At 66.9% G+C, this 18,691-nt stretch carries 14 protein-coding genes and 2 pseudogenes; 8 read left to right on the top strand and 8 right to left on the bottom strand.

Going from position 1 to position 18,691, the window contains the following annotated elements; genetic code table 11:
* Positions 1 to 58 precede the first annotated feature (58 nt).
* The 3 genes from ACVTJA_RS35815 to rpsD form a co-directional block, all read right to left on the bottom strand.
* Positions 59 to 1,705, bottom strand: a complete 1,647-nt coding sequence (locus ACVTJA_RS35815) for a GMC oxidoreductase (RefSeq protein ID WP_465826516.1) — start codon at positions 1,703 to 1,705, stop codon at positions 59 to 61.
* A 115-nt stretch (positions 1,706 to 1,820) separates the two neighbouring features.
* On the bottom strand, positions 1,821 to 2,678 hold the full coding sequence (locus ACVTJA_RS35810) for a hypothetical protein (RefSeq protein ID WP_465826514.1): 858 nt from the start codon (positions 2,676 to 2,678) through the stop codon (positions 1,821 to 1,823).
* Between the two features lie 160 nt (positions 2,679 to 2,838).
* The gene (rpsD, locus tag ACVTJA_RS35805) at positions 2,839 to 3,471 is read right to left on the bottom strand and encodes a 30S ribosomal protein S4 (protein ID WP_465826511.1); all 633 of its coding nucleotides are present in this window, start codon (positions 3,469 to 3,471) and stop codon (positions 2,839 to 2,841) included.
* A 227-nt stretch (positions 3,472 to 3,698) separates the two neighbouring features.
* On the opposite strand from rpsD, the gene ACVTJA_RS35800 reads away from it, so the two are divergent.
* Positions 3,699 to 5,168, top strand: coding sequence for a toll/interleukin-1 receptor domain-containing protein (locus ACVTJA_RS35800; protein ID WP_465826509.1), 1,470 nt, complete (start codon positions 3,699 to 3,701; stop codon positions 5,166 to 5,168).
* A gap of 80 nt (positions 5,169 to 5,248) precedes the next feature.
* Here the strand turns inward: ACVTJA_RS35800 and ACVTJA_RS35795 are convergent, their stop codons facing one another.
* Positions 5,249 to 6,688: a serine/threonine-protein kinase gene (locus ACVTJA_RS35795; protein ID WP_465826507.1), complete on the bottom strand. Its 1,440-nt coding sequence runs from the start codon at positions 6,686 to 6,688 to the stop codon at positions 5,249 to 5,251.
* 299 nt (positions 6,689 to 6,987) lie between these two features.
* Here ACVTJA_RS35795 and ACVTJA_RS35790 point away from each other — a divergent pair, with 299 nt between their 5' ends.
* The 3 genes from ACVTJA_RS35790 (at position 6,988) to ACVTJA_RS35780 (ending at position 8,384) form a co-directional block, all read left to right on the top strand.
* Entirely contained in the window at positions 6,988 to 7,329 is a 342-nt protein-coding gene (locus ACVTJA_RS35790) for a hypothetical protein (protein WP_465826505.1), read from the top strand.
* Positions 7,330 to 7,598: 269 nt separating this feature from the next.
* Complete coding sequence (locus ACVTJA_RS35785; RefSeq protein WP_465826501.1) at positions 7,599 to 8,114, top strand: hypothetical protein; 516 nt, start codon at positions 7,599 to 7,601, stop codon at positions 8,112 to 8,114.
* Positions 8,115 to 8,171: 57 nt separating this feature from the next.
* A complete protein-coding gene (locus tag ACVTJA_RS35780; protein WP_465826499.1) occupies positions 8,172 to 8,384 on the top strand; it encodes an MYXO-CTERM sorting domain-containing protein in 213 nt (70 codons plus the stop codon).
* A gap of 64 nt (positions 8,385 to 8,448) precedes the next feature.
* On the opposite strand, the gene ACVTJA_RS35775 is transcribed toward ACVTJA_RS35780, so the two are convergent.
* Positions 8,449 to 11,379 carry an oxygenase MpaB family protein gene (locus ACVTJA_RS35775; protein ID WP_465826495.1) on the bottom strand — a complete coding sequence of 977 codons (2,931 nt, stop codon included), beginning with the start codon at positions 11,377 to 11,379 and terminating at the stop codon, positions 8,449 to 8,451.
* Between the two features lie 507 nt (positions 11,380 to 11,886).
* Between ACVTJA_RS35775 and ACVTJA_RS35770 the strand changes: the two genes are divergently transcribed.
* Positions 11,887 to 12,345, top strand: coding sequence for a hypothetical protein (locus tag ACVTJA_RS35770; protein ID WP_465826492.1), 459 nt, complete (start codon positions 11,887 to 11,889; stop codon positions 12,343 to 12,345).
* 18 nt (positions 12,346 to 12,363) lie between these two features.
* On the opposite strand, the gene ACVTJA_RS35765 is transcribed toward ACVTJA_RS35770, so the two are convergent.
* The 3 genes and pseudogenes from ACVTJA_RS35765 to ACVTJA_RS35755 all read right to left on the bottom strand — a co-directional run.
* Positions 12,364 to 13,944, bottom strand: a complete 1,581-nt coding sequence (locus ACVTJA_RS35765) for an IS1182 family transposase (protein ID WP_465826479.1) — start codon at positions 13,942 to 13,944, stop codon at positions 12,364 to 12,366.
* 109 nt (positions 13,945 to 14,053) lie between these two features.
* A pseudogene (locus tag ACVTJA_RS35760) lies at positions 14,054 to 14,179 on the bottom strand (transposase); the annotation flags it as partial.
* Between the two features lie 215 nt (positions 14,180 to 14,394).
* A pseudogene (locus ACVTJA_RS35755) lies at positions 14,395 to 14,628 on the bottom strand (integrase core domain-containing protein); the annotation flags it as partial.
* Positions 14,629 to 15,057: 429 nt separating this feature from the next.
* Here ACVTJA_RS35755 and ACVTJA_RS35750 point away from each other — a divergent pair.
* The 3 genes from ACVTJA_RS35750 (at position 15,058) to ACVTJA_RS35740 (ending at position 18,667) form a co-directional block, all read left to right on the top strand.
* A complete protein-coding gene (locus ACVTJA_RS35750; RefSeq protein WP_465826489.1) occupies positions 15,058 to 16,368 on the top strand; it encodes a pectin acetylesterase-family hydrolase in 1,311 nt (436 codons plus the stop codon).
* Between the two features lie 461 nt (positions 16,369 to 16,829).
* Entirely contained in the window at positions 16,830 to 17,045 is a 216-nt protein-coding gene (locus ACVTJA_RS35745; protein WP_465826487.1) for a helix-turn-helix domain-containing protein, read from the top strand.
* A 251-nt stretch (positions 17,046 to 17,296) separates the two neighbouring features.
* Positions 17,297 to 18,667, top strand: a complete 1,371-nt coding sequence (locus ACVTJA_RS35740; RefSeq protein ID WP_465826485.1) for an IS4 family transposase — start codon at positions 17,297 to 17,299, stop codon at positions 18,665 to 18,667.
* The last annotated feature ends 24 nt before the right edge of the window (positions 18,668 to 18,691 follow it).

Below are 18,691 nucleotides of genomic sequence, written 5' to 3'. Positions count from 1 at the left end.
GGGGCTCCATCCCGGCGTGGAGCCGTCGGCGTGCGAGGCCTCGGGGCCCTCGCCGCGGCTAGCCTCCGGCGCGGATGATTTCGGCGATGGAGCGCTCCGCCAGCGCGGTGATGGTCAGCGACGGGTTCACGGTGGCGGTGCTGCCGGGAATCGCCGCGCCATCGACGACGTAGAGGCGGTCATAGCCCTTCACGCGCCCGTAGAGGTCCGTGGCCTTGCCGAGCACCGCGCCGCCGAGCGGGTGGGCCGTGAAGGTGGCGTTGACGTCAGGGGCGATGAGCGGGACGCCGACCTGGGTGCAGGTGGCGTCGGCGATGCGGTTGTTGACGACGCGGAGCGCGGCCACGACGTCGTCATTGCCATCGCTCGGCCAGTCGAGCACGACCTTCCGGCGGTTGCTGTCGTAGCGGAAGCTCGCGCGGTGGGAGTCGAGGGCCATGCCGAGCGTGGCGATGAACCCCGGATTGGCGGGCAGGTGGGGCACGTACCAGCTCTCGAACGTCACCGGCATGCCGCCCTCGTCGATGATGCGCGAGGCGCACGGCGCGCCCTGGTTGAAGCCCTGGAGGCCGGAGAACGCGCGCGCCACGGCCGCGTCCCCGTTGGTGCCCCAGCCGGCGCCGATGTGCTCGTTCAGGTTCGGCAGTGCGCCGGTGGCGCGGGCCGCGACGAGCAGCTCACTGGTGCCGATGGAGCCCGCGCCCAGGAAGAGGCTGTCGGCCGTCAGGGTGCGCTTGCGGAGGACGGTGCCGTTCGGTGCGACGACGTCGACCTGCACCCAGTAGCGGCCGTCCGGCTCGCGGCCAATGGCTGTCACCTTGTGGCCGGGGTGGATGCTCACCTTGCCGGTGGCCTCGGCCTGGGGGAGATAGTTCTGCCCGAGGTCGTACTTGGCGCCGTTCGCGTTGCCGAAGTTGCTCTCTCCGATGATGGCGGAGGCGCGCGCTCCCAGCGTCAGCTCGCGCCGGACGATGTCCCACTGGAAGATGGAGTCGATACGCTGTGGCGTGTAGCCCGCCTGGGTGACGTGGTCGTCCCAGACGCGGGAGTGCCCGAAGGGCGCGCTCTGGTACACGTCCTGCGGCATGGGCGAGACGGCGAGCATCTGGCGCGCGAGCGGGTAGTAGCGCTGGTCCATCTCCTCGTAGCTCACGACGCCCTGGAAGACCTGGTCGAAGAAGCGCTGCTCGGGCTGCACCATGGCTCCGGTGAAGACGACCGAGCCACCGCCGACGGCGGCTCCGCGCCAGACCTTGATGTGCTCGTAGTCGGTGACGTCGAGCACTCCACCGAAGGAGTCGAGCAGCCGGGTGATGCCGTCGGGTCCCGTGAAGTTCGTCCTGAACCACAGGGCCCGCCCGTCGAGCAGCGAATCGGAGGAGAAGATCTGCCGCCACGAATCACGCGGCCAGCGCGAGCCACGCTCCAGCATGGTGACCTGCACTCCCGCCTGTCCGAGCCGCAGTGCCGCCACGGCCGCGCCGAAGCCCGTGCCAATGACGAGCGCCTGGGAGTGCGAGGGCGCGGTGGGCAGCGCCTCGAAGATTTCCGGCACCGCGAGCCGGTACTTGAGCTCGTTGAGCGTGCCCACGGGTGGCGGCGCCTCGGCTGCATGCGCCAGTCCTGTACCGAGGAGGGAGGAGCCGCTGCCAGTCATGGCTCCCAGGGCTCCGAGCTTCAGCAGGTCGCGTCGCGAGAGGTGCATGCGCCAATCCTTTCCACGAGTGTGATTTCCTAGTTTAACCGGAAAAGCACTTGCGGGCGTGACGCGCACCTCTTCTGGGCGGCGCGGGTTCGAAATCGAGCGGGCGCTCCGCGTCTCAGCGCACCTGGGAGAACACCCGCGGTTCCTCGACAGGCTCTTCGCCCTCCGGCACGAGATACACCGGCAGGGGAAACCGGAGGTCCAGCTCGTTCCCGAGGGATGCTCCCTCGAGGTGCAGCTCCCAATAGACCTCGGTCTTGCCCTGCTTCCAGGTGGACGCCTCCGCGCCGTGGGCGGGGAGGGAGAGGACAAGCTCCAGGGGATGTTCGGGTCCCAGGCGTCGCACGTCGAGCCGCCGGGTGTGGTCGTACTCGAGGGTTCTCCGCGTGACGGCCCTCGCGTTCTTGCCGCTACCCCGGGTCTTCGTCTTCGCGCGGATGCGCTCGAGGGTGACCGACATGGCGGACATCTCGGACACGTCTCGGGGAAAGACGACCTCGAGCCGCTCGGTCGTGCCCAGGACCAGGGGGACCTGGGGGAGCCTCAGACGCACCACGCCGAAATGACGCCGGCCCCTCCAGCGCCGCAGGGTCGGCTTGCCGAGGGTCTTCCAGAGCCAGTGCAGGGCGACCCCGCCGGCGCCGAGCGCGAAGGCCAGGAACAGGAACCTCGTGCCCCCTCGGCGCGTGTCGAAAGCCGACGCGACCCCCGCGGCCATGAAGCTCACGGCGACGAGCGCGGCGGGAACGAACAGCAGGCACGCCCCCAGCAATGCGTGCGTTCGATAGGCGGCGGCTTCGGTCTCGAGCCGCCAGTCACGATCCCAGAGCCAGGGCTCGCGCAGGTGCTTCCGCGCGAGCTCGCGTTTCCGGAGCGAATCCCGCAGACGGGCGAGCCCCCAGCCCGCGAGAACCAGGCTCCCCACGAGCAGCGCTCTGTGCCGGAGGTCGAGCCCCACGCCGCTGGAGTCCATCGCATCCAGGACGTAGCCAAAGACTGACGGGCCGATACAGAGGCTCGCGAACAGGAGGAGGAGCCCCTTGTAGTGCGGCAGGTCTGTCTCCGGAGGCAATTCCTGACGACCGGGGGACGTCTGGCGATGGGGTCGGCCTCGTCTGGACATCCCCGATACGCTAGCCACGCTGCGCGTAGAACTCGACGATGAACGGCTCGTTCACGTCGACGGGGATTTCCTCGCGCTCCGGCAGGCGCACGTACTTCATGCCCTCGCCCTCTCCGAGCACCTGGACATAGGGAGGCACGGTGCGGCCCTTCATGCGCTCGTAGGACTCACGCACGACGGTGAGCTTCAGGTGCGAGGCATGGAAGCGCACCTCGCTGCCCGGCCTCACGGAGAAGCTGGGGATGTCCGTGCGGGTGCCATCGACCTGGAGGTAGCCATGGCGCACGAACTGCCGCGCCTGGCGGATGCTCGTGGCCAGCCCCGCGCGCAGCACCAGCGAGTCCAGCCGGCTCTCCAGCAACTGCAGCAGCACCGTGCCCGTGTTGCCCGGCGAGCGGCGCGCCTCCTGGAACGCGCGCCGGCACTGCTTCTCCAACAGCCCGTAGTACAGCTTCAGCTTCTGCTTCTCCCGAAGACGCCGCGAGAAGTCGCTGTTGCCCATGCGCGCGGTGGCGCCGTGCTGCCCCGGGGGATAGGGCCTCCTCAGCACCGGGTCCTTGTCCGGGTCCTTCCCGCTGATTCGCGACAGCGGAATGCCCAGCCGCCGGCACATCCTTCCCCTCGGTCCCAGTTCTCGCGCCACGTCTCGTTCCTCCGTCCTACTCGATGATTCGAGCGAAGATGATTTTGATACTCACTATCAATTTCAATATCGGAGAGTGGAGCGCGGATCAAGCCCCACGAGCAGGCGAGCGCCACGGGCAGGGGGAGGCGGGGCTCGGAAAGGAGAAGGGGCCCCATCGCACCGAGGGGGCTCTGCGTCCTGCTCGGCGTGCGGCGGCGGCGTAGGATGGACGTAGGGAGCCATCCATGGACGAGAAGCCCACCCGGGAGCCGCGGACCGGCGGCCTCCAGGGCGAACTGCTGAGCCTCCTCGCGGAAGCGACGCCCTATGACAACGCCGAGCGTCATGCGCTCGTCGAGGCCCGCCTTCCACGACTCGAAGTTGAGGGTGGGGTGCGAGCGGCGGAGTATGTCCGCATTCAGCTCGAGCTCTCACGAAGGAGCATCTCCACCGATGCAGCCATCGAGCGGTACATGCGACTTCGGGACGCGGACGTCCCCCTGGATTTCGTCGCACTCCAGGCAGCCAACGAAGTTGCCCGTCTGACGTTCAACAATCCCCGGTTTACGCATGCGCAGAATGACGCGCACCGGAAGACGGCAATCGAGCTCGCGCAACGCCTGGGCAATCGACGCGCCGAGGTCGTCCTCAGTTGTAACTGGATGTCGGCCCTTCTGGAGCGAAAGGACCTGGAAGGCGCGAGAGCCCTCCAACGGCCCATCGAACTGGCGCTCGGTAGCTGTTCACCTGAAGAGCTCGAATCGAATCAGCTCATCGAGCTCCGCTCCAGGTTCGCTGCGATTCGGGCCCAGCTCCAACTCGCAAATGCCAGGAACGCACCGCCCGAACAGCGACAGCCTCACATCGAACAGGCCCGGAGCCTCTACACGGAGGCAGTTCGTGTCGCCCGCAATGTGGACCATCGGCGGGTCAATACCCAGATTGAGTGGGCGCGGGAATGGACGTCCCTCTTCAAGGACGGGCTGCTTCCCGATGCCACGGAAGCGCAAACCATCGCCGAAAAGGCCCACCGCGCGCTGGATGCTCACGACTGTGACCCCTGCAAGGCATTCTTTCAGTACGTCCAGGCAGCCCTGCTCGATGCCCAGGGCGACCACCTCTTCAATGCAGACCGGCAGCAGGCCGCCAGGCTGTGGAAGGAAGCCCGTCTGGCCCTGAAGGAGAGCACCGCCAATTATGCGAAGAGCGGTCACCACTTCGCCCAGTCCAATGACGACTACCTGGCAGGACTCGAAGCAAAGCTGAACATGAATGCCCAACCTCCACGCATCTTCTTGAGTCACAAGAGCGTCAACAAACCCCATGTGCGACAATTCAAGACGGCGCTCGATGAACTGGGCTTTGCTGCATGGCTGGACGACGACGCGATGCCCGCGGGTGCAGAGCTCAGCCCATCAATCATCGAGGGCATCGAGTCCTCTTGCGCGGCGGTGTTCTTCGTAACTCCCGAGTTCACCGACGAGGGGTATATTGGCCAGGAAATCGCCCATGCGGTCGACTGCAAGCGGAGGAAAGGCGACCACTTCGCCATCATCGCCCTCCTTTGGGGAGAAACCCCGTCGGTTCCCGCGTCACTGCAGGCCTATGTGTGCAAGCGCGTCACGAGCGAGCTCGAAGCCTTGCGCGAAATCCTCCGGGCCCTTCCAGTGCGAGTCGGCTCTGCCGTCTGGAAACACGCCCCCATCGGCACGTGACCCTCTGCCATCTCCTCCTGGGAGGACAGCCATGCCTCCTCTTCGCCCCGTGCGCACGAGTCGGGCTCTGGAGCGAATGGCTATGGACCGCCGTCTCGCTCCGCGGGGCCCGAGGTGGCAGGGCGTTGCCGAGTCATGGCGGGTTGGTAGCACGCGCCCTTGTATTCAACGCCGTCCCATTCATCACAGTCCTTCAGGTCCACGGGCAGCTTCGTCCAACAACCGCCGTTGATGGCGACCTGCACCTTGCTGGGACAGCGGCCGTTGCCATCCGGGCGCCGCTGCCCTGGGAAGGGTTTCGGTGGCTGGTCTACCGCGATGGGTTGCCACACGGAGGCAGCTCGCTCGGGCGCCACCCGCGCCGTCAGCGCGGTGTCCCCGACGGCCACGGTACCGCCATCCCTCGACTCTTCCTGTTCCGCGAGTTGAGGCGTTGCGGGCTCCTCGGAGCGACTCACGCTCGACAGCCCTCCGGCGCTCAGTGCCAGTGCGCCTCCGAGGCCGGCGGCCGCGAACCAGGGCCATCTGCTGGGGCGAGGAGGAGGCCGTACCTTGACGCGCTGGGGGAGGGGAAAGAGTCCCGCGGGCCGCGGCTCTTCTCCGGTGAAGAGAGGCACATCCGCCTCACGTCCCGCGCTGCGTGCCGCCTGCTCCAGCGCTTCGGCCACCTCCCACGCGCTTCCTCGCGCCTCGGGCTGGAGTGAGAGCATCCGAGACACCAGCGCGCTCAATTCCGGAGTGCAGCGGGGGTTTCTGACTCGCGCCGTCCAGTGCTCCAGCTCCTCGGGCTTCCAAAGACAGACCTCTTCACCCCTCGGGTGCGGTGAGGGTGGGTACTTCCCGGTGACGAGCCGATAGGCCGTGACGCCCAGGGCGAAGAGGTCATCCGCGGGCCCCGGGGGATAGGCGACATCCGGGGGCTTTGGGGCGCCAAGCACGAAGTGCCACGCCTCGGGCGCGCGGTAGGACGGGGTACCGGGAGGAAAGAGGTGCGACGTCAGCGTAGCGGCTCCCAGGTGGTGGCCGGCGCCGAAGTCCATGAGGAAGGGCTGGCCGTCTTCGCGCCCGACGAGCACGTTTTCGCCCTTCACATCGCGGTGGACGCCTCCTGCCGAATGCGTGGCCTCCAGGGCTCGGGCGAGCCGGGCCAGAAGCTGAAGCACCTTCCGTGACGACGGGCGCTGGGCCACGGCCCAGTCATAAAGGGGCACGCCCTCGACCCAGTCCATGACGAGCCATGCATAGGCGACTCCCTCGCGGGGCTGCCAGAGGCCCTGGTCCAGCAGGCGGGGGACGGCGGGGTGGCGGATGCGGAAGAGCAGCTCGGCCTCACGCGCGAAGCGCGCATCCTTTCGGTGCATGGCCAGCTTGAGGGCCACGGCGTCCGAGGCGTGTGGCTCGGAGTGCACGGCGCGGTAGACGACGCCGTAGGTGCCCCGGCCACGCTGCTCCAGCAGACGCCACGGGCCGATTCGCGTCCCGGGGGGAAGGCTTGCCGGATTGAGGACTTCAGACTCCATGAGTTACCTCGTGAGGCGGTCCGCACCGCGTACGAGGAGACTACTCGCGAGGTAGTCGGGCTCCAACGCCATCCGGCAGGTGGACGACGGCCATCCACACCGGACTGACGTGGGGAGCCCGGAGAGCCACCGGGGAACGCGCGTGCTTCACCGCCGCCGCGGGTGGCGAAGCATCAGGGTGACCCGCTCTTCGAGCAGGAACGCAGCGCCGGCTCGCAGTACGGCCATGGCGATCAACTGCAACCGGGTTACCTGGACGCCGGGCGTGTGATAACTACGTCTTTGGGGGATGGGGCTCCATGACGGAGTGGCTCGAGCGCTTCTTCAATCCATCCAGTGAGCCTGTTCGAAGAAAGGAAATGTGTCCGATGTCGAGAATCATTGCCGTTGCCGCGTTGTTTGTGTTTGCCGGGTGCGTCACCGTCGAAGGCCGTTGGCAGAGGGATGGCCTCAAGACGGCGTCATTCGACCTCGGCTGTCCTGAAGAGAAGGTCGAGACGATCGTTCTCAATCGAAACGACGGCCTCGGCACGGAGGGTTCGAAGGTCGGCGTCAAGGGATGTGGGAGGCGAACGACCTATGTCTCGGTTCGTGGCACCTGGGTCCGGGACAGTGAGGTGCTCGCCGAGCAAACACCTTGAGCCTCGCGTGAGCATCGCGGCCTGAGCGGGCCGTCCGGGGTGAGCGCAAGCACCGCGCTCACTCACCGCCAGCAGCTACGCGTCGACGTCCCCGGCCTCCAACTCGCCTCCCGCCGCGCCGAGCAGCTCCAGCAGCGTCAGGCGGAGCTTGCCTTTCCTGTCGCACGTCGTTTATGGGATGCTGCGCTCATCCGCCTCGCTCCGGAGGCGTTGGGGGGGGAATCATGGCCACGAATATCCGTCTCATTCTTGTGGGGGGAGCCATTGCAGTGGGCAGCGTCTACGCCGGAGCCAAACACTTCTTCGGGAAGCCCAGTCTCCATCTGGTCGCGCCGGAGGGCTCCAGTCTCGAGGTGAGCGTGGATGGCCAGCTCCTGGCGCCCACGAATACCACCGAGGACCATCTCACCTTCGAGGTGCCGCAGGGCGCGCACCTGGTGGACATCAAGGACACGGTCTCGGGCCAGAACTTCAAGCACCAGGTCTCCCTGAGCAACGGCTTCAAGGAGATGGTGCTGCCAGTCAATGACCAGCAATGCTTCGCACGCTTCGATGTCTCGAAGACCCTGTATGAGCAGAAGGGCTCTGCCGAGCAGCAGCCTCCCGTGCTGAAGGAGCGCTACGCGGGCGGGACACCCTTCGAGCTGCCCAGCACCACCTGGCTCACCGTCAAGGATCTCCCGACGCGGCTGAAGTCGAGCAACCGCGCCTACCTGCTGCTCCCCGTGGACTGCGGCGCGCTGGAGGGCACACCGGAGCAGGTCAGCGCGGCGGCCGGTTTCTGACGGTCGTCTCCTCGCTCCGGAGGTCGGGGGGAGCTGTGGCGCACCGACGGCACCGTCGTGGGCACCTCGCTGCTCCAGGACCTGGCGCCGGGCCTGCTGTCCATCACCGAAGGGCCCACGAACGTCACCGCCGTGGGCAACACCGCGGACGACGACTCCGGCGGTGGCTGCTCCACGGGGGCCACCGGTGTCACAGGTCCGCTGTGGGTGCTGCTGGCGCTGGGGTGGACGGTGCGCCGGCGGAGGGCCGCGCGCGGCATCGACGCATGAGGTGAGCCCCCCGTTTGTCCGCGCGGACGCTGGCGCGTGAAATCACGGGGGGCCGCGCCGTCGCTCAGGTCCCCGGTACCACCGACTGTTTCAGCGACGACGGCAGCCGGAACGAGGCCTGCTTCCCCTCCCGCTCGGCGAGCACGATGCGCTTCATGGCGTCGTCCGCGAATTTGCCGAGGAGCTTCGCCACCGTCGCGTCGTGGTTCGTCACGTCCAGCTCGCGCATCAGATCTGTCGACAGCTCGAGAAGGTCGGTCAGGTTGCTCTGCGGCACGTTGAGCAGGTTCGCGCAGTGATCGCCGGCGAGGAAGCGGATCTGCGTGGGCATGATGCCTCTGAGCGCGGTGAGATCGAAGGCGAAGAACTGGTTCATCATCTCGAGCAACGCTTCGGTGAGCGCGCGGCCCTCGGGTGATGGCGCCCACTGCCGGTCGCGGATCGCCTCCATGAGTGCCTTGGCATCCGCGAGCGACGTGGGCATCAGTGACGGATCGATGCCCATGAAGTGGCCGACCACGGTCCAGGCGTGGATCCACGCTTCCCCGTCCGCGTCGCTCGCGTCAATCCCGTAGCGGCGAAGCGCGTCGAAGGTCAGCGCCGAGAACGTCATCAGCGTGCCGGCCATGTCTTCTTGGTTGATCGGCTTGCCGCGCACCGCGGAGTTCCACGGCACGTCCTTGCGGCTGAGGATCAAGTGTCGGATCGCCGCATGCATGAGCCGCACTCGCTGCGCCGCGCGGATGCCTTTGCCGGCCGGCGAGAACGCGCCTTCGTCGACCACGTCGAAGACGAACTGCGCCGTCTCGAAGACCCGCTGCCGGGTGTTGCGCTGCATCGCCTGCGTCTGCATCAACACCGCTGCGCCGTCCGCCGCCGCATAGGCCTGCGGGAGCGAGGAGCAGAAGAGGCCCATCGTGATCTGCACGGGATGGTTGGCGAAGAGCTGCTGCGCCTTGGCGATCTTCTTCGCGTCCGCCCACGATGGCAGCGCCGCGGTGCTCTCGAAGTAATCGCGGAGCTCCGGCGACATGCCCTCGGGGATCGGCGCGTCGTTGCGGAAGAGCTGCGCGAGGAGATTCGTGACCGAGCGTTCGGCGTCGGCGGCGTAGATCTCCGCGACCAACTCGTCGGCGAGCGGATCGGTCTTCTGCCGCATCGGATCGAGCACGGCGTCGGTCCAGCGCGACGGCCTCACCGAATGCGCCAGCGCGTCGTCCAGGTGCGCGTAGTGAGCGAGCGCTTGGAGCGGCAGGTAGTTCGCTGCGGGCGCGTAAGCATAGAACGCGTTCGGCGGGAGCGCGGTGGCCAGGTAGGTGCCATTCGGCCAGGTGCCATCGGGCCGTTGCCGCGCGAGCAAGTAGGAGATCGCCTTCTGCACCGCCGCGGAGTCGCGCAAGCCCGCGTCGATCAATCCGAGCAGCACGAGCCCGGTCAACGGCGCGGTGCTCGGGCCAATGCCAGCGAGCTTCGGATCGGCGTAGCTGAGCACGCTCTCACCAAAGCCGCCGTCCTCGTTCTGGTGCGCGAGCGTCCAATCTATCGCGCGCTTCAAGAACGCATCGCTCGGCTGGTGGCCTGCCTTCGTCAGCGCCGAGAGCACGTACGACGAGCCGGCGAGGAAGTTCACCGCCCAGCGGCCCCACCACGGCCCGAAGTCGCACTGCTGCTCGCGCAGAAAGCCGATGGCCTTCTGCACGGCTGGCGCGCTCGGCGCGTCGCCCGTCGACAGCAGCGCATCGAGCACGCGCGCGCTGAGAATTTCGGTCGAAGGGTCGCCGAGCACCACCGGTGGATGCAGGAAGGCGTCGATGAGCTCGCGCGGCTTCGTGATCGGCGGAAGCGAGAACGGCTGCTGCATCGCCGGGCCCGGCGCCTTGCTCGGAAGCCCCCACGCGAAGCTGCCCCATCCGCCGTCCGGGTTCTGCATGTCCAGCATCCACCGCCGGCCGTCGGCGATCGCGGTGCGCACTCTTGCGACGAGCGCCGGTGGAAGACCCTCGACGATGCGACCGAGCGCGGAGAGCACCACCGCGGTGTCGTCCGGATCCGGCATGATCGGGTTGCCGTCTTCGAACGCCCAGCCACCGGTGCGCACCGCGCCGGACTTGCGGTTGTTCCACCGCGGTTGCGGCACACGCGCCTGCGTCGCCAAGAGGTACTCGACCGCGCGCTGGAGCTCCGGCGCATCACGCGGCACCCCGGCCTCGGTCAGCACGCGCGCGTGATAGGCGGTGGTCCAGACATCGCTCGGGAAGATATCGAAGTGCATGCCGCTCGCGTCGCGGATGCGGCGGCTCAGGAGGAACGCCGCGGCGCGCGCGGCCCCGTCCCGATCCTCGGAGCGACCGGTCGCGTGCAAGGTGGCGCCGAAGAGCGCGGTGAAGATCGTCACGCCGTTGAAGCTGCCGTTGTCGTTCTGAAAGGTCTTGATGATCGAGGACGCGCGCGGACAGGAGAGGCGCGTGAGCACGTCCCACTCGCCACGGAGCCGCCGCGACAGGATCGCCATGCTCATCGCGCCGAGAACCACGCTGTAGGTGAGCTTGCTGAAGGCGAAGTCGACGGTGTGCCGCGAGAGCACCCACACGAGCGGGGGCTGAGGCAGACGCTTCGCATCGAGGCGGTCGGCCATCGCCAGGTAGAATGCGGACACGTCGCCCGAGCTCGCGAGCTCCACCACCGCATCGAAGCCGCCGTGCGCGTCGATGTACGTGCGGGCCTGCGCGGCGGCGGCCTGCGCTTTTGGACCGCTCGAGAGCTGCAGCGCGGCCCATGCGCAGGCGGTGGCGCCGAGATCGCCGCGCGTCGCGTACGGCCACCCGCCGAAGGAGCCGTCCTTGCGTTGTTGGTTCTTCAGCCAGCGTGCTCCTTCGGCGGCGTCTTCCGAGGAGAGCTGCTGCATGTAGGCGAGCGCGATCAACGCCTGCGCCGTGCACGACGGGCCGAGCTCGCACGCACCGTCCCACGCGCCGTTCGCCTTCTGCGTGCGCAAGATCGCCGCCCGCCCGCGCGCGATCGCATCGTCGATGGACTTTGGGGGTGAACCAGACACTTCCGTTTTTCGGCCTGGCTCGTTCATGGGCAGAGGCAGATGAGGATGAGGGTCTGGAGGGGTATACCTTTCCTGTCATTGAAGGGCCCTTGCCCAGAAGTTGTAGCGCCTACCCCTCAGACAAGGGGACGCTGCATCTTGGACAAGGGGTTGCTTGACTGATTCAGGGGTGGAGCGAAGACGGGAGCGTGGGGATGTCCTTCGTCCGCGGCTACCCCGAGACGTGCTTGAGCACGACCGCGGTTCCGTGGGCACCCGAGATGTCTTGAAGGAGCTCCCACGATACGGCCGATGTGTGCCAATGGCCGGGGAGGGGCCAGTACTCGGCAATCCATTACTGCACGGGCGAGACCTACCCTGGTCCGATTTGAGAAAACCCGGGCCGTGCCACTCTCCGTCCTGCAGTGGGCAATCAGGCCGTGATGGCCCGAAATAATGGAGGGGAGCATGAAGCGATTCCAATGGTACGTTGTGGGAAGTGTCCTCACGGCCGGTCTCCTGGGCCTTGCGCACGAGGCATTTGGCGAGACTCTCCCGGCGGAGACTTCGACGAATTCCCAATGCAAGCCGAGCATCCTGACGGGCAGCTACATCTATGCGAACGATGGGTACATCGTGAGCGGGTCTGATCGGGTCCCCTTCGCCCAGGCCGGTCATGATCTCTTCAACGGGGACGGGACCTTTACCGGTTCGGCGACCGTCAGTACCGATGGTGTGATAACGCGCATCGTCTACTCTGGCACCTACACCCTCGCGCCCGACTGTAGCGGCACCGCGACGCTCACCGACAACCTCGGGGGCACTTCGCACTTCGACTTCTTCGTCACGAAGAACGGGGCGAACCTGTCCTACGTCCAGACCGACGCTGGCTTCGTCACCTCCACCTTCGAGCTACGACGGAACTAGAGCGCCGAACAGGTTAGGTCACGCCGCGCGCTGGTAGCGCGCGGCGACCTCAAGGTTTTGGACAACCGCGAGTCGCCTGAGGTCAAAGAGGTTGCGGCGCGTGCCTCGGTAACGAGCCTTCGGGCCCTGGCGGTTGGCGAGATGTGCCAGGCGATGCTCGACGCCGACACGTTCCCGGAGTTCTGCGCGGCCCGCGCGCGACTGCAGACGTGAGCGAAGGCGCTTCTGAAGCCGCTCGTCGTCGCCCATCGTGACGCTGCGACCCTTGCCGGATGCGGCCTGGGTACAACTTGAGCGCAGCTCGCACGGCCCGCAGGCTTCCGGGTCAAATTGCACGACGGCGCCGGGCTCGAAGGGCTCCACCTCGCCAGCAGGGCATTGGATTGTGCCGTCGCGGATGTTCACTTTGAAGTCGCGCTTGCCGAAGAGTCCGGCCTTCGCGCTGGCTCCTCGCCACGGCCGGCAGACGACGTCGCCGCCGCTCTCCAGCACGTCTTCGGTCATTGAGCTGTTGAGGTACGCCCTGTCGATGAGGAGGACGTCGGGGAAGAGCTCCTGGTGGGCCATGTCTTCCTGCAGTGCGCCCGTCGCCTCCTCTTCGGGTCGGTTGGCCGGCGTCACGGCGCAGGCCACCACCAGCTCGGTGTCGAGGTCGGTGCCGACGTGCTGCTTGTAGCCATTGAAGCGTTTGCTCTTGCGCCCGTGACGCATGTCCGGGTCTTCGATGGAGATGCGCCTGTCGGCCGCCACGCCTTGTCGAATCTGCACGCCGCCCTCGGGGCGCGGCTCGAGGTCCTGTTCGCGCACCTGCGCGAGCGCTTCGATGTAGCGAGTCAGCGGAGCCGCGACGCACGACTTCGACTGCTTCGCCACCCAGGCCATGAGGCGGTCGAGCTGTCGGCAGAGTCGATTGAGTGCGTCGACCTTCGCGTCGGGCGCGCTCCAGTCGGTGTCGAGGCCGGCCTTGATGCTGCTGGCCATCAGCAACGGCGCATCGGCCTGCTGACACACCTCCTCGACGTCGGTGCCGAGCGCGAGCGCCATGCTCTCGGCCACCTTGCGGCCTGCGTGGCCGAGAAGGTTGATGGTGTCCTCAACCCGCCCGGCCCCTTCCAGAGGGCGGCTGTCGACCCCCACTCGCAGCGTCTTCGGCGTCTTCTTCGGGTCGAAGCCCTTCGCCCGCTTCGCCACCTCGACGGTGCGCTCCAACAGTCGGCGGTCCATCTCGGTCGCGATGAGGCGCTCCCTGAATTGCTGCAGCCCGCCCTGGGAGAAGGCTGGCTCGTCCTCTTCCGCGCCGAGTCGGTCCAACACCATCCGCCACCGGCTGTCAGTGCCCGACAGGCACACGGCTTCAGCATCCGAGGCCTGTGTGTAGGCCTGCACCAGCAGCGCCATGCACATCATCGCGGGCGGCTGCGGCTCTTGTCCCTGGCCCGTCTGTCGGTACATCGCTTCGAGCTCGTCCTGAAAGGCTTCGTCGAACAACTCGTGCCGATGCTCGCGCAGGAAGACAAAGAGCTTCCTGCTCTTCCCCGCCAGCTTCAGCAGGCGCTGCTCCCGTGCGCTCTGCTCCACAGCCGGCTTCCAGCGCTCCATGAGCCACCTCCGTGAGGTGGCGACCTGAGCACGCGGCGACAGCCCGCGTCGATCCCCTGCCGCTTGCCTGCTCCCTCGCCGTAACCTGATCGGCGCTCTAGGGGTGTCCCTAGTTGAGCCACATCCGCGTGCAGGCGATGTGGCTGAGGGCGAGGTAGTTACGAGCCGTCTTTTCATATCGCGTCGCGAGGCGGCGGAAGCGCTTGAGGCCATGGAAGAACCTCTCCACGAGGTTCCCTCAAGTGGGGGCAGGGCTGAAGCTGGAAGAGGCGAGCCCTCCGCCAGAGGCAGCGGCGAAGGCGGAACGGAAGAAGGAGCGGAGGCAGCGACTGGATTGGGCCGGGCTGCTGCGCAGGACATTCGCGGTGGATGTGTTTGAGCCTCCGGCGACGCAGCAAGTCGAAGTTGGCTCGACCGTACATCTGACGTTTGAGCATCGGGCTTTCACCGTCAGGCAGCAGCCCGGTACTTCTTTTCGGAGTTGGTGGGCGACTCGTGGTCGAGGGCGGAGTGGCGGCGGTGCGGGTTGTACCAGCCCTCGATGAATTCGAAGACGGCCATCCGCCCCTCAGCCTGCGAGCGAAGACTGCGACGGTCGAGCAGCTCGCATTCGAGCGTGGCGAAGAAGCTCGCGCACATCGCGTTGTCATGGGCGTCTCCCACGCTGCCCATGGAGGGGCGCACCCTCCGCGCACGCTGAGGGCTGCTGCCGGCCCGGTCCAGATTTCCGCGCTTCCTGGTGACCATCAACAGCTCGGGGGCGGTGGGGGCCGCGACGGAAGCCGGCGCCGCCACCTCCGGGGGGCCGGGGGGCTCCGGGCGACTCAGGAGCACGAGCACCACGACGAAGAGCCCCACGAGGACACCCGCCGCCACCAGCCACGGGAGCCCCGTCCACCGAGCATTCACGACCATTCCGACCCGAATACCGCGCGCCGCGCGCACAAGGCTACCCGGCCGGACAACGCACCGCGCAATGACTCACCCCGGCTGCTTCTCCGCAACGCATCACAGCTGCCGTCGCGGATGAAACATGCCACACGCAAGAGGCCCTGGCACAGTTGCAATTCCATTGTATAGAATGGAATTCCCACAAAAACCGGAGGTTCATGAATGAAGCGCCTACTCCTGGCCAGCCTCATGGCCGTCGCGCTGGTGCCTGGCATGGCCCGCGCTGAGGTCATCGTCTCCACCATCGTCAGCATGCTCGTGGACGGAGGTAACAACTACAACTGGCAGAAGGTGGAGCTGCCCGGGACGAAGTGTGGCAACGGCTCGCAGTACAAATTCTTCGTCCACCGCACCAACTCGCCCAACCTGCTGTTCCTGCTCGAAGGTGGCGGCGCGTGTTGGGACTTCGAGACGTGCAGCGGGCGCGCGGGCGTGCTGGGCGCGGCCAACCCCAACGGCATCAGCGACGACTACATCACCCAGTTCACCGCGAAGTACGTGTCGCCCATCGTCAACGGCGCCGACCCGGGCCTGCCGCTGCGCAGCCGCACGGACCTGGTCACCAAGAACTGGAACATCGTCTACCTGCCGTACTGCACCGGTGACGTGCACATCGGCAACAACGTGAAGACGTACGCGGACCCGACGGGGCAGAACCCGCCGCTGACCTGGTACCACAACGGCTACATCAACACGACGACGGTGGCGAACTGGACGAAGACGCAGTTCCCCAACGTCCAGAAGCTCCTGATGACGGGCTACAGCGCGGGCGGCACCGCGACGTCGGCCGCCTTCTACTTTCTGCGCAAGGCCATCAATCCCGCGCGCGGCTACATGCTCAACGACTCGGGCCCCATCTTCATGGCGCCGGACCTCTCGTACCGCTCGCGCCCGCTGCACGACAAGATTCGCTCGTCGTGGAACCTGGACTCCGTGTTCGGCCTGCTGCCGGCCTCGTTCAACATGAATGACTTCGGCAGCATCAACAAGATGGTGGCGCAGGAGTTCCCCAACGACCAACTCGCGTACACGGGCTACACGCGGGACTACAATTACTCGCGCTTCTCCTATGACCGCTTCCAGACGCCCAATGACAAGGAGTCCGTCCTCGGATACTGGAAGCAGGACCAGGACCGGCTGGTGCAGGAGCTGAATCTCTACAACAACTTCAGCTACTTCATCCCCCACAACCGCGCCATCAACTCCAGCCACTGCAGCACCATCATCACCTTCATCGGCTCGCACGCCTGCCAGCAGATGGAGAAGAAGCGGCACTGGTGGGAGTACCTCGAGTTCCCGTGGGGCCAGACGTACAAGTGCTACAGCGAGTTCGTCGGCATGGACAAGTTCCTCTCGCGGTGGATCAACGACAACCAGCGCGTCCGCATCTACGAGCCCGCCAACGGGTACAACGATGAGGACCCGGGCATGCAGATTGTCGCGCCGCTCATCAACGGCGCGATTGGCGGGTAGTCCCCGTCACACCGGCTGAAGCCGCGTGAAGAGGCGGGACGCTCGGGGCTCCGGGCGTCCCGCTTCGTCGTTTCAGGCCACACGCCAGCACGCGGAGACGGCGAGGCCCTGGAAGAAGGAGCAGACTCCTTCCGCCGGGGCCGGAGGTGCTGCAAGCGCGAGCCGGGGAGGGGAGAGGCGGGACCGGCTTCGCGCCGTTTGCCGCATCCTTGCCGCAAGACGTCCCGAGGCCCGGAAACACGAAGGCCGGTAGTCCCGAGTTTCCTCAAGAACTACCGGCCTTTATGAGTGAGCGGCGGAAGGGATTCGAACCCTCGACCCCGAGCTTGGGAAGCGCGGCCTCGACCCGTCCAGGCGTTATCAGTCATTCACAAGCCCTCAGAACCGTTGGGGATTCGCGGCCGGGGTCCGTCCAACCATCCCAGCCAGTAGCAGGGAATCGCAAGGAGTTTGCTGCATCCTTGCTGCAAGGTCCGGCTCCTGCGCGGCTCCGCGCGCTGCCGAGCGGGGCGGAGCGCCTGCTCACCGTGCGTGAGGTGGCAGAGCGGTTGGCCATCTGCACCGCCACCGTCTACCGGCTGTGCGAGCGGGGCGAGCTGCCCCACGTCCGGGTGAGCAACGCCATCCGCGTCCGGCCAGCGGACGTGGACGCCTTCCTCGCCCGGGGCCAGGGCTGACCCGGTGGTTCCCGGTTCCCGGCCCTATGGCGGGAACCGGAACCGGTTGCGTGCCGTGTCTCTTAGCGCGAGCCCCCGCGCTGGCCCGCAGCGGTGGGGGCGCTCAGGGGCTAATCCCCACCCCTTTCAAGGTGATGGAGGGGCTCCCCTGGCGGGAGGGGTGGCGGCAGAGGTAGCGGTTGCTTCGGGCAACGGCGCTTGAAGGGAGCGTCGAGAGCACCTTCCAGGGAGGTATGGCCGGAGGAAGAGTCATGGCCCTGGACGCCGTCTTCGAGCGCTTCGTGCAGCACAGCCCATTGCCCGTCATGGCGCGACTGCTCATGCAGCGGGCGCTGAGTGCCGAGTGGCTCGACAGCCTGTTCGAGCAGCACCGCCAGCGGCAGTACACGCGTGAGCTGCTCTTCTCCACCGAGGTGGACCTGATGGCGCTGGTGGCCCTGGGCCTGCGGCCGTCGCTCCATGCGGCGGCCCAGTCCAGCGAGGGACTGAAGGTGTCGATGCAGGCGCTGTACGAGAAGGTGCACCACGCCGAGCCGCGGGTGGTACGGGAGTTGGTGCAATGCAGCGGGGAGCGGCTACTGCCGGTGCTGGAGCAGCTGAAGCTGCAGCAGCCGTCCTGGGCCTCGGGCTACCGGGTGCGAGTGCTGGATGGGAACCATCTGGCAGCCAGCCAGAAGAGGCTCAAGCCGCTGCGGGGCTTTCGAGGCGCGGCGCTTCCGGGCCAGGCGCTGGTGGTGTACGCGCCGGAGTGGGACCTGGTGGTGGACATGGTGCCAGCGGAGGATGCGCACGCGCAGGAGCGGGCGTTGATGGGGCCGGTGCTGGAGCGAGTGCAGGCGGGGGAGTTGTGGTTGGCGGACCGGAACTTCTCGACGCGGCGGATACTCTTCGCCGTGGAGGACAAGCACGCCGCCTTCGTCATCCGCGAGCATGGCGTTTCGCCCTCGCCGACGGAGGTGGGGCCGGTGAGGAAGGTGGGACGCGTCGAAACGGGAGTCGTCTTCGAGCAGGCCGTCGAGATTGAGGATGAGCAGGGGCGGCGCCTGCGGCTGCGACGGATTGAGTTGCAGTTGGAGGCGCCGACCGCGGACGGCGAAACCCGCATTCGCGTGCTGACGAACGTGCCCCCGGAGCGCATGGGGGCCAAGGAGGTGGCGGGGCTCTACCGGCGGCGCTGGAGCATCGAAGGGATGTTCGGCCGGCTGGAGTCTGTGTTGAAGAGCGAGGTGAAGACGCTGGGCTACCCGCGAGCGGCGCTGCTGGCCTTCGGCATGGCGGTGATGGCGTACAACGTGCTGGCGGTGATGCTGGCGGCAGTGGAGACCGAACACCGGTTGAAGGCGGCGGAGGTGTCCAGCTATTACGTGGCGGACGAAGTGAAGGCCACCTATGGCGGGATGATGATAGCCATTCCAGAGCCACTCTGGCGCGGATTCGAGTCTCAGACGGATGAAGAGTTGAGCAAGGAGTTGCTGAGGCTGGCCAGCCACGTCAAGCCCTCGAAGTTGCGCAAGCATCCCCGAGGGCCGAAGAAGAAGGAGAAGAAGGGGTACGCGTCGAGGCGAGAAGTAGACCGGCATGTCTCGACGGCGCGGGTGCTGCGCGGAGACGAGAAGACCTGAAAGCCTGACGGGAGACAGTCGCGA

The sequence above is a fragment of the Pyxidicoccus sp. M6 genome, assembly GCF_055568925.1.
Note: the sequence above shows the minus strand (reverse complement) of the source record. Positions and strands in the feature narration are given on the sequence as shown.